Origin of the sequence: Pseudomonas sp. ok266, from assembly GCF_900110195.1 — a bacterium.
GTDB lineage: Bacteria > Pseudomonadota > Gammaproteobacteria > Pseudomonadales > Pseudomonadaceae > Aquipseudomonas > Aquipseudomonas neuropathica.
On sequence record NZ_FOCU01000005.1, the window covers coordinates 434,312 to 444,908 of the forward strand.

At 53.8% G+C, this 10,597-nt stretch carries 9 protein-coding genes; 2 read left to right on the plus strand and 7 right to left on the minus strand.

Features of this window, described 5'->3' with window-relative positions:
* Positions 1 to 722: 722 nt before the first annotated feature.
* The 3 genes from BMY54_RS12015 to BMY54_RS12025 form a co-directional block, all read right to left on the minus strand.
* Positions 723 to 1,649, minus strand: a complete 927-nt coding sequence (locus tag BMY54_RS12015) for a helix-turn-helix transcriptional regulator (protein ID WP_093432553.1) — start codon at positions 1,647 to 1,649, stop codon at positions 723 to 725.
* A gap of 194 nt (positions 1,650 to 1,843) precedes the next feature.
* The gene (locus tag BMY54_RS12020; protein WP_093432556.1) at positions 1,844 to 2,386 is read right to left on the minus strand and encodes a VOC family protein; all 543 of its coding nucleotides are present in this window, start codon (positions 2,384 to 2,386) and stop codon (positions 1,844 to 1,846) included.
* Complete coding sequence (locus BMY54_RS12025; RefSeq protein WP_093432559.1) at positions 2,383 to 4,278, minus strand: FAD-dependent oxidoreductase; 1,896 nt, start codon at positions 4,276 to 4,278, stop codon at positions 2,383 to 2,385. The genes BMY54_RS12020 and BMY54_RS12025 overlap by 4 nt, the downstream gene beginning before the upstream one ends.
* 124 nt (positions 4,279 to 4,402) lie before the next feature.
* Between BMY54_RS12025 and BMY54_RS12030 the strand changes: the two genes are divergently transcribed.
* Together BMY54_RS12030 and BMY54_RS12035 are read left to right on the plus strand one after the other, a co-directional pair.
* On the plus strand, positions 4,403 to 5,059 hold the full coding sequence (locus tag BMY54_RS12030) for a PP2C family serine/threonine-protein phosphatase (protein ID WP_256573879.1): 657 nt from the start codon (positions 4,403 to 4,405) through the stop codon (positions 5,057 to 5,059).
* A gap of 608 nt (positions 5,060 to 5,667) precedes the next feature.
* Positions 5,668 to 6,180, plus strand: coding sequence for a hypothetical protein (locus BMY54_RS12035; protein WP_093432565.1), 513 nt, complete (start codon positions 5,668 to 5,670; stop codon positions 6,178 to 6,180).
* Here the strand turns inward: BMY54_RS12035 and BMY54_RS12040 are convergent.
* The 4 genes from BMY54_RS12040 to BMY54_RS12055 all read right to left on the minus strand — a co-directional run.
* Positions 6,152 to 6,802, minus strand: a complete 651-nt coding sequence (locus BMY54_RS12040; protein WP_093432568.1) for a hypothetical protein — start codon at positions 6,800 to 6,802, stop codon at positions 6,152 to 6,154. The two genes, BMY54_RS12035 and BMY54_RS12040, sit on opposite strands and share 29 nt — an antisense overlap.
* A gap of 65 nt (positions 6,803 to 6,867) precedes the next feature.
* Positions 6,868 to 8,343 (minus strand): tyrosine-type recombinase/integrase, encoded by a 1,476-nt coding sequence (locus BMY54_RS12045; RefSeq protein ID WP_093432571.1) that lies wholly within the window; start codon positions 8,341 to 8,343, stop codon positions 6,868 to 6,870.
* 835 nt (positions 8,344 to 9,178) lie between these two features.
* Entirely contained in the window at positions 9,179 to 9,388 is a 210-nt protein-coding gene (locus tag BMY54_RS30585) for a hypothetical protein (RefSeq protein ID WP_175559586.1), read from the minus strand.
* Positions 9,389 to 9,983: 595 nt separating this feature from the next.
* The coding region (locus BMY54_RS12055; protein ID WP_093432613.1) for an alpha/beta hydrolase at positions 9,984 to 10,597 on the minus strand (614 nt) is incomplete at its 5' end.

Below are 10,597 nucleotides of genomic sequence, written 5' to 3' on the forward strand. Positions count from 1 at the left end.
TCGATAGGTAATTACTTTGTGAGCTGTGATAGGTTAAAGTGAAATATGCTCATATTGTACCTTGGTTTTATTTAATTCGAGCAGATCTATTTTTAACCCGCTTGGAGGATATAAATTTTCTTCTCTGGCTGGGACTTTTAAACGATTTTAGTACTGTGCTGCGCAGAATTTAAGCCGACGCTAACTATCGAAAGTTGCTAAGTGAAGTCGTTTGGTGATCCGGTTTCGTAGTTATAAAAGATAAAGTCATTGAAACCACCCGTCAGGTGGCGTGGTGCGCAGATAGACCATTCCGTCACGCACATTCAGATGTGTTGCGTAAGGTATTGATATGGGGGCTGAAAATTCTGGATGCATTAAGGGCTAAAGTTGAGAGTTTGACTTTAACGAAATATAATTCATGCCATTCTCAATATTTACCAATGTGGAGGCCAAGGGATGGATTGGCACAACAATAGTGAAGCAGGCGGAGAGTGCGATGTAGTTACTTTATTAGTCTATGCGGAACCAGAAAATCTGCCTTTAAGTCCGGTGAGTATAGAGATAGTTAATTGCGCCATGGTCAGCTTGTGGTAGTTGGGGGAGTACGCAGACTATGACCGCCCCTGATAGCTATAACTACGTATATCGAAAAAAGGTAAATGCATCCGTGTTTCTATGCCAGGGGGGGGCTTGTGATGGCTTGGTGAAAAACATTAAGACAGTCTGCAGCGTTCTAACTGTCACTGTACAGTCGAGCAGCAAAAAAGCTTCGGAGTGTTTTTCTCCCGATACTGCTTGGGTGTCATGGATAATTTTTCCTGAAACAACCTTGTCATGTGGCTTTGATCCGAGAACCCGCAGTCCATTGCGACGGCCTTCAACGGAACATCGCGCAATGTCGACAAGAGCTGTTCAGCTTTTTTTAAACGGCGCGCCTGGACATACTGGTGGGGGGACACCCCATATACAGTGCCGAATACACGAACAAAATATGACGGACTAAGGTCGACAATTATGGCCATGTCTTTCACTGAAATAGGGCTGGACAGGTGTGAATCAATATAATCCTGAAGTTGATTTCGTTTCATGCTCGACAGGCGAGACACCCGATCACCATCTTTAAGATCACACCGCACATATTGCCGGATCAAATGAATGCATATCTGTATTTCTAGCGTCTGGGTATAGATGCTGCTGCCTGGCTCATTACTCAAGCACTCCATTTCATAGGCCGCCATGAGCTTCGAGAGCTTGGCGTCGTTGACAATTGGGCAATGGTCTACAAAAACGCCATCAATATCCTTTTGAAAAACTTCATTAGCAACCTTTCCCATCATCGCCTGCGAAATATAGATATGACTGACCTCGATATCGTTCATCCAGTACCACCTAGAGGACTCCCCTCGTGTTAAAATGGTTACGTCATCATTTCCGACCGACCATTTCTGCCATTTTTCGCCATCATGAAAGCCAAGATTGGATGTTCCTGTTTTCCATCTCACCAACTCATAGTCCCGCATGCAAGGGATGCTGACTTCGGTTTTGTCAAAGCGATACCCTCGGAGCGACATACCGTCATCGGGCGCTGTCTCTACAGTGCCTTTTATCGTCACTTCTCCAGGGATTACGTCCAGCATTTTTTCTGGCGTTAAGAGGATGGCGCTCATCACAACTCCCTTATTATCTGTACTTGTAGTGGAGTTTTTTGTCAGCACTTAAAAAGCATTTGGTGTTAGTAGATTATCGTCATCTCGCACTCCAAAATTAGCACATCTGTTAGGCTTGCACGCAAAACCGGCTTGCCACCGATCGGCGCCTTTCCGTCCGTCTGGCAAGCCGCTACACGAATGCTTGAGCGTCGTTACTCAGCCTGGGTTTCGAAGTCATTCGGCCTAGTCGGCCGCGGGCGCCAGCGGCGCAAGTGAGTATGACACTCGTAGGCCTGCGCCGATGGGTAAGTCACAAGTTCAATAGTGCTCCCCCAAGGCGTCCGGGTGTACACGTATCGGTTCCCATTTCCGGCATCCCCGCCCGGGAGGACACCAGGTCGGCTGAGCAGAATGCCACCAGCTTTCTCCAGGCGACTGGCCGCGACGTCGATATCGTCAACGTAGATGCAGATGTGCTGGATACCGAAGTCGCTAGGGACTACGGGCTGCGCCTGCTGTACACCGGAGTAAGAGAACAGTTCTAGGTTGGGGCCGTTGCCGAGCCGAAGCATGCGGATTACGGTAATCACGGCACCCGGTGGAATGCCAAGGCCAGCTTCGACCTCCGGGCCACCCAGGGGCTCGTCAAGCATGTCGTAGAGCTTCTCAGCACCAAAGGCGTCTACAAAGAACCTGGTGGCTTCTTCCATGTCTGGAACGGTGATACCAACGTGTTCGATCGCGCGGACATTCATAGCATTTCTCCTATCTTGGATGCGGCCCAGAAACCGGATTGGGTAGCCTCATACATCCGCCCGCCACGGGCTCTTGTCCCGATGCTTTGGACGCGATCGTCATTGACAAGCTCAGCTTTGACAGTTGAAGCAATGCGGGCCGTTGCCATCACAACGGTACCGTCGACGGGCAGGGCACTACCTGTGGTCACCGATACGCCCAACGACTTGAGCAGCCCTATGAGATGCCCGCGCTGCATGTCGTTGGTATCGATACCAACTTCATCGGCCGGGGAGACAAGGCTGACCTTCTTCCCGTGCTCAGCCAGCCAAAGGGCTGCGAACATTGCGGTCTCAGTTTCACCGAAAACGGTGATCTCGCCCGCCATGGGCAGTTGTTCGCTGGCCAGCATTTCGACAACATCTGGGCCTTGTTCCTGCGTAACGGTGCCGGTAGCGAGTAGCACGGTGTCCCATGAGGCCAGGTCGATCTCATCTGCATCGGTATTGAGTTGGACTGAGACGCCGACTCGCTCGAGTTCGCTCTCGTAGTAGCGGATCATGTTCTTGACCTCCATGCGAAATGGGCTCGCGGCTGCCCAAGCATGGAGCTGGCCGCCGATGCGGTCGTGACGCTCGACCAATAGCACACTGTGCCCGCGTTCTGCGGCCAGGATCGCGGCTTCACAGCCGGCCGGCCCGCCACCGATCACTAGGACACGATGCTTCGTGGATGCGGGCCGGCGAGCTTGTTCCGCGCGACGTTCCTGACCGAGGGCAGGGTTTATAACGCACTGGGTGCCCTTGCCGTTGAACATCCAACGCGAGATGCACTCATTGACCGCTAGGCAGCGGCGGACGCTCTGTGGTTCCCCGCGCCGGGTTTTAACAACCGTGTCGGGGTCGGCAAGTCCCGATCGGCCTAAGGCCACAAAGTCGAGTTCGCCGTTGGATACAGCTTGCGCCATCTCGTCGAAGAGCCAGGTGAGACGGCCAACACCGATGACCGGGATTGACACACGCTTTTTGACGGCTTTGGCGTAATCGACCAACGATCCAGGTGCAACCATCGGCAGCAAAGTCATTGCGGTGTCATAGTTTCCCGCACTCACATCCAGTGCATCGACGTAAGGTTCGAGCATCTCGCAAAAGGCCAAACCATCTTCCAGCGAGAGGCCTCCCTCGTAAGGCTCGGTAACGCTGAGCCGGTACAAAAGGGGGAACTCGGCACCGACCTGATCGCGAACACCACGCACCACCTTGAGCGCGAAGCGGGCACGGTTTTCCAGCGATCCTCCCCAACGGTCGGTGCGCTTGTTGGTGTACGGCGAGAGGAATTGGCCAAGCAGGTAGCCGTGGGCTCCGTGCAGTTCCACCGCGTCAAAGCCGGCTGCCACGGCACGGCGGGCACCCTGGACGTACTTATCGATCAGCCCGGGGATTTCGTGTTCCTCGATCGCCCGTGGTGGGGTGCCAAAAGCGCTGGTGATGCCCGCCGTTGGCGCGAGCGGCGGCTCGTTGCGCTCCGTATTGTCCTGAGAGTTCTGGCGACCGGTGTGGTGCAACTGCACGGCAATCTTCGCGCCTTCACCGTGGACAGCGTCGACCAAGTTGCTGAGGGCACCAATGAACCTGTCGTGGTCAATCCGGATCGGGTGCCCGGCCGTGCGTCCCACCTCCCAATCGATAGAGGTGTTCTCGGTAATGATAAGGCCAACTCCACCACGGGCGCGGGCCCGATGGTAATCGATGAGTTTATCGTCGACCTCGCCGAAGGTGCTGGCGAACTGAGTGAAGATCGGTGCCTGGACGAAACGATTTCGCAATTGCATTTGGCCGATGCGTCCGGGCTGGAACAGCGCTGCGTTGGGGCCGTCCGAAATCACCAGGTTGGGAATTTTGGGGGGGGTCATGCCTATCTCCTCAATCTTTTATTCTTGTTTGAGGTTTGATCATGGGATGTACTTCGGCATGGGTATTGAATATTCATGCTGAGGTATTGAAGGAATCTGCCATCGCAGGTACAGCGTTACTCGGATCAACTCGCATACTTTCTGTGCGGTAGTCTCCGACGGAGCGGGCAGCGCGAGTTACGGTGGGCAAGGCGCGTCCTTGGTTTGCCGCAGCCTGATAGCTAATTTCCGATCATGGTTCGAACGTAATGACAGCTTGCCAGATAATGAGCTGATCCTGTGTTGGATTGATCTGGTGCGAGACCGTCTATCCGAGGCAGCCGCGCGGCGTGGTCTGACTCGGCGACAGTTCGCTGCGACGCTGGTGATGCTGGTGGTTTTCAAAGGGCGTGTCTTGGCTTTGCAGATTGGCGACAGTGCGCTTGTCGCTCGTAAGGCTGGCGTATGGGAGGCCTTGTGCTGGCCAGAAAACGGAGAGTTCGCGTCGACGACCTATTTCGTTACGGATGACCCTGAGGTTCGGCTGCGTACCTTCAATTTGGATTTTGAGTATGACGCCTTCGCTTTATTTTCGGATGGATTGGAGTCAGTCGCTTTGGAGCAAGCAACACAGCAGCCCTTTGCTCGGTTCTTTGATCCGATGATTAATCCGGTCGACCAAGTAGCAGGGGAGGGACGTTTGGTTGAATTGTCAGGCGCACTTGCGCGATACCTGAACAGTCCGGCGCTCTGCGAGCGAACGGATGACGACAAGACTCTCATCCTCGTTTCATGTCGATGAACTCACCGCCGGTACGGATCGGTGCTGCTGGCGGATTTCCCGTCGTCGGTTGCCGCTGCATTTGAGTCGGCGTTCGGTCTTGCTGCTACCTCCCGTCCGGATCCGGCTGCGTGGGTGAGTTTGCTTCAAGGTCTCGAAGCTGGCTTGCGTCAATGTGTAAATGTCCCGACTCACTACTTTCCTAGTGCGGCAGGAAGTTGTCTTTGGTGTCGGCTAGCAAGTCAGTCTGGTTTCGAAATGTTCCCATTGGGGCTTGTCGTGGGGAATGTTCCTACGGCGGGGCCCTTCGATCTTGAAGCTGTATGGGCAGCTATCCGCGCGGTGCGGATTCCTCGGCCGGAAGAGGCCCTGCCTACCTGGAGCGGAAATGTAGGCCCGCCCAGTGCGGCAGTTACTCAGGCAAAGAGCAACGGTCCAGAGAAAGCTATCTACGGTGTCCTGGCACTATTGGCGGCAATCATCGGCTTTTTCAACGTGCCGCAGTTAGGACTCCTTTGGGGAGGCCTGGGCGTTTACGGTTCGGTAGCTTGCTCACTAAGGCCAAGGTAGATCCAGCGCCGTTTCGCAGGGCTTACGTGGATGCTGATAGTCGGGTGCGATTGCTATCGATGGCACATTTGCAGCGCATTGGCCTGAAGGAGATTTTTGTTCTACGTGCCGACTTGGAAGACTGTGTGGCCCGATATCGGCAGGTTGAGGGGGATCTCGCGCAGGTACTGATAAAACTGAAGTCGACACGAGAGGCGCGTCAGCGAATAGACTTCTTGGATCGGTTCCTGATAAGACGCGCAACAATACCGGGCATCGGGCCTGCGAAGACTGCTACGTTGACCTCCTTTGGTATTGAAACTGCTGCTGACATAACGGCTTCTGCGGTTCGTGCGGTGCCGGGGTTTGGTGAGGCATTGACTGGAAAAATGCTTGCATGGCGCCAAAGTCACGAGGCTAAGTTCCGTTACAACACCTCGCCAGATCCATCTGATATCCAAGCCGAGAACGCAGCGCGCTCCGCATCAGCAGCTAGACAGATTGATTTGCAGAAAAAGCTTCGTTCGGGTCTCATCCATCAACGGTCCGATGGCATCGTCTTTTCTAATATCCTGAATCTGTCGAGAAGGTGATCGGTATACCAAGTGAATTGGAGGCGATTTCAATTTTCAACTCGATCAATTCGGCCAGATTTTCAAAGAAACGATCTCCTTCGATGGAGTCAAAGTCCGCGAATAAAACGACGTCCGCGCCAGCATCATGTGATTTCATTTGTAACAATTGTGTGAGCAGTCCAGCCATTAACTGTTCGGCTAGGTGTTCCGACAAAATATCGCCAAAACCTAATGAATGATAAAGCGGGCGAACGAATACGGCGTCGAGTGAGAACAAGAACCTCAACGGTCCCTGTGTTTCGGATTCGCTGTCCAGATCTTCACATCCATGGCTACGGTACCGACAAAGTCCTGCGAGCTCCTTGTTTATCCAAAGCTCCAGATTCTCGGCATCGATAAAGTAATTGTCGTTTAGCGGAGACCCCGCGGCAGCGATTTCCTCCACAAGAGGAGATTTTTCTTCATTCGTTGCCATACCGATCGAAATAAGGGCGTTCCAATGCTGTGTCCCGTCGTAGGTGCTGTGCTGGAAAATGCTCACGCAACGTTTTTGGGGGCCTATGGCATCGTCCTGGTGCCGGGGATCAAGATCCGTCAGTCTCTCTGCATACTGCCCGTCAACCTTGTCAGTGTGATTCATAGCTCACCCCGTGGGAAAAATAATAGCTTACGGTCGACGGACGACTATTGCCGTTCAGATGTTGATTAATTCGGGTTCAATTTTCCGGTGGTCGAGGCAGGCGTCGTCATGGGCGCTTTGTGCCCATTTGAGTTGCCTCTACCTAGTCCCTCCAGACCGTCCTGGCCGATCATGATGTCGGTGAGCTTCTCGCCCAGCAGGTTCCAAGCTTCTTTTTTCTCTTCGGCATAATCATGGTGTAAGTAGTGACGGCGGACCCGGGAACCTGCCAGCACGTGGTTCTGGCACCGGTCTATCACGTCAAGGCTTATGCCCCAGGCTTGCATCATGGTTGCACCCGTTCGTCTCAAGTCATGGGGTGTCCATTCCCCATTGGCACCACCGGACAGCACCAGGGTGTCATCATGTCGGCGACGTGAAAGCGGCTTGCGATTTTTGAAGCGTGATTGGCGGTCTCCAACCTGTTTGCTGACGACCTTGAGATCGACATGACCATCATGATGCTTTGCGGGAAAGCACCATTGAGAGTTTCCTGTGAGCAGCCGAAGCTTGTTGAAATAGTGGATCGCAAACGCAGATAGGAACACGTGGTGGTCCTGCTTTTTTCCCCGGCTACCTTTGACGTTTGCCACGGGAATAAACCAGACACCATTTTCCAAATCAACGTTTTTCCATTCGGCCTGAAGCAGTTCACCAATCCGGCATAACGTTCCCAAACAGATCCAAAGCGCAAGTTGGGACTCTGGTTTGAGTGGGCGAATTCCATCGTACTTTTCGCCGGCAGGTAGCGCTGCATAGTCGGCAGTCATTTTCTGAAAGCGTTGGTGTAATTCTTGAAGTTCGGTGGAGGAGAGGAGCCGAGTTCTCTCCTCCTGGTAGTCACTGGGTATAAGCTTATCAATTTCGACCAAGTCTGCTGGATTTCCGTCGACCAGCAGTGTTCGCCATGGCTGGCGTTTCTGCGCCCATCCAAACATCTGGACGATATCCGAAAAAAGACTGATGGCCTGACGAGTAGCACCTCGAGCTATTACGGAACGCACCAGGCTCCGCAAGTCATGTTCACTGACTGTACTGATGACTTTGGAGCCAACGGCGGGGTAAAGATCTTTCGCGAATTTTCTCCGTAGCTCGGCATTGCCATCCTTTCGTGCGACACCATCGCGAAGCCATTCTCCCGCTAGGTCTAGCAGCGTCAGCTCCATAGATTTTTGCTGATCGGCTTCTGCGAGTTGTGCAGCCAGCTCCGCTTTTAGTCTGACCTTCCCTGCGCGCTTGTTCTCATTAGGATTGATCCCTTTGGCTACAAGGTCTCGTGCCTCGTTGCGCTCCTTGCGGATTTCGGTCAACGACTTGCTTGGCCAGGTACCGCACGAGAAACGGGTGTAAATTCCTTCCCAGCGAAACTGGAAGTAAAAGGGGATGGCGATACCTTTTTTGCGGAGTGAGACCCTGCCCGCGAGGCTGCCTTCGTCGCGTATGATGGTGCCGACATCCTGCTCGGTCAGTGCTTCCAATTCCTTGGCAGTGAGCTTGGCCATAATCAACCTCCTGAAAAGTTTACTCCCACATTTACTCCCACTAATTCGTCAGCTAAGGGTAGATCAGGATAGAGGTCGTTGGAAGAGTGAAGCGCTAAAAGGCCTTGTTTTACTGGGCTTGAGGATTCTATAGGGGAGCAGCGCGAACCAGGGATGCATAATGCCTAACTGAATGGGGTGCTAGGGGTCGAGTGTTCGAATCACTCCGTCCCGACCATATAATTCAAGGGGTTGCGAGATTTTATCTCGCGACCCTTTTTTATGTTTGGTCGTTTTTACCCCCACAAAACCACCGGCTCTGGGTGGAATCCTCACGGCTTCCGCGTGGGCGGACGCAGGCTTTGGCGCTCACGCGTGGTCTCTTTACCAATGTTGTTTGGTCTTTCTCTTCGGTCCTGACGTTTTTGAGTGTTTAAGACTATTTTCCTGTGTATTGAGAACTACATACAGGTCAACCATCAGCTTGTTTATCTCAGGTCGCTCGGGTCATCCTACGTACCCGGTAGTTAGGCTTGGGCGGCACTGGGATCGTATAGCCGTCGGGGACTAGACTGCGTAGGTCATAGCCAATCATGAGCAATCCAGCTTCAAAGGCGTGGCAGCGGTCTACCAGCTGAGGCTGCTTGGCGAATAATTCGGACCCTTCTAGTACCGCGCGGATGATCCAACCTAATTGGAGCTGACGCCGTGCCCAAGGGTGCCGACTGGTGGTGGAGAGTTGCGGTGTACCGTTGTACCCAGGCTTTAAGTGTTTTGGGTTTCGAATCTGGTCGCCGATCCCTGGCCCCCAGGCGAAGTCCACTACCTGCGGCGCAGTGGTGCCGGTGCCTTGGCGTTACAGGCAGTAGAGCAGCGCGATGGCGGCACCGACCCGGCCGTCATAGATTGGAGAGCCAGTGGTGTCGAGCAGGGCATGGATCTTAGTCATGCCCGAGTCGAATCTTAGGATGTTCTGCTTAGTGAGGGGGTTGAGCTGCTGCTTGCGGTCCAGCGCGAGAAGCGCCTGGCACTGCTTTAGGTAATTCATCAAGTTCTTGTCGTGCATTTGATTCTTGAGAAATCCGACGGCGCCATCGACTTTTCCCCACGCTAGGATCGCTTCGCAGGCTCCATGCGTGGCGAACTCATCGCGGGCGCGAACCGCCAAACGTAAGCGAATGCGCAGCCGGCGCAGCTCCGCCTTGACCGTCTCCCAATTCCCGCCCCACTGGTATTCGCCGCTTCGATACCTTGAACCTTGCAGTCGATCGCGTTGCGCACGAGCCTACTGCGCGCGACCTTCAGATGTACTGGAAGAGCGGGAAGGTTTTCGATTAGCCACTCGATGAGGCCGAGCATGTCCGGTTGCTCGAGAAACTGCTTGCGATTCATTCCATGGCTCCTGGTCGCGCCGTGATGCGGATGATGCTCTAAGGTAGCGCACGACGGGGTAGACTCGGGGATTGATCGTGCTGCGGTCTCGTGTCATCGGAAAAACCATGTTCTGAGTTCAGTGGACATGACCTGCGAAGAAGGGGGGGTAAGTGACAAGAGTTGGGCAGGGCGCTTGCTCAGGTTTTTTATTAGCCTGATGAAGCTTTTGTGGAACAGCATTAGTAAAACCGCGACAGCAGGAAAAGCCATCGCGGTTGTTCTGCGTTTTAGCGGTTAGCGTCGGCCAAGCCAGCCTCAATGAAGCGCACGGAGCTCTCCATCGCCTGCTGACCTTCTGGCAGCATGGTGGCGTAGAAGTGCCAGGCGTGGAACATTGCTGGCCAAACTTCCAGGTTCACGCGAACTCGGTTATCAGCCAAGTGAGTTGCAAGGCGCATTGCATCACTCAACATCAGCTCGTTCTCGCCGATCTGCACCAAGATTGGTGGAAGACCGGTGACGTCCGCGAACACAGGTGAGGCCAGAGGATGATTGGCCAATGTGTCGCCCAGGAATGCTCTGGCGAGGATGTCCAAGACAGGCTTGGAGTTCAGAGGATCCAGACCTTCACGATTGCTCATGGAAGCACCGGTGTGTTCAAGGTTCGCCCATGGTGAGATGGAGGAGCCAACCGCAGGTAATGGAAGCCCCTTCGATTTCGCCGCAACCATGACGCTGACAACCATCGCGCCGCCAGCCGACTCGCCAGAGAACGCAATTTTGTAAGCCGGAATTTTCTGCTCAAGCAACCATTCGTAAGCGCGCAATGTGTCGTCAATAGAGGCTGGAAACTTGTGCTCAGGGGCAAGGCGATAGTCCGGCATGTACACACGAGCACCGA

Bases quoted from the DNA above. Each gene is read 5' to 3' on its own strand.
- BMY54_RS12015 (WP_093432553.1), bottom strand. From the start codon at position 1,649: ATGAGCGCCATCCTCTTAACGCCAGAAAAAATGCTGGACGTAATCCCT.
- BMY54_RS12020 (WP_093432556.1), bottom strand. From the start codon at position 2,386: ATGAATGTCCGCGCGATCGAACACGTTGGTATCACCGTTCCAGACATG.
- BMY54_RS12025 (WP_093432559.1), bottom strand. From the start codon at position 4,278: ATGACCCCCCCCAAAATTCCCAACCTGGTGATTTCGGACGGCCCCAAC.
- BMY54_RS12035 (WP_093432565.1), top strand. From the start codon at position 5,668: ATGGCACATTTGCAGCGCATTGGCCTGAAGGAGATTTTTGTTCTACGT.
- BMY54_RS12040 (WP_093432568.1), bottom strand. From the start codon at position 6,802: ATGAATCACACTGACAAGGTTGACGGGCAGTATGCAGAGAGACTGACG.
- BMY54_RS12045 (WP_093432571.1), bottom strand. From the start codon at position 8,343: ATGGCCAAGCTCACTGCCAAGGAATTGGAAGCACTGACCGAGCAGGAT.
- BMY54_RS30585 (WP_175559586.1), bottom strand. From the start codon at position 9,388: ATGCACGACAAGAACTTGATGAATTACCTAAAGCAGTGCCAGGCGCTT.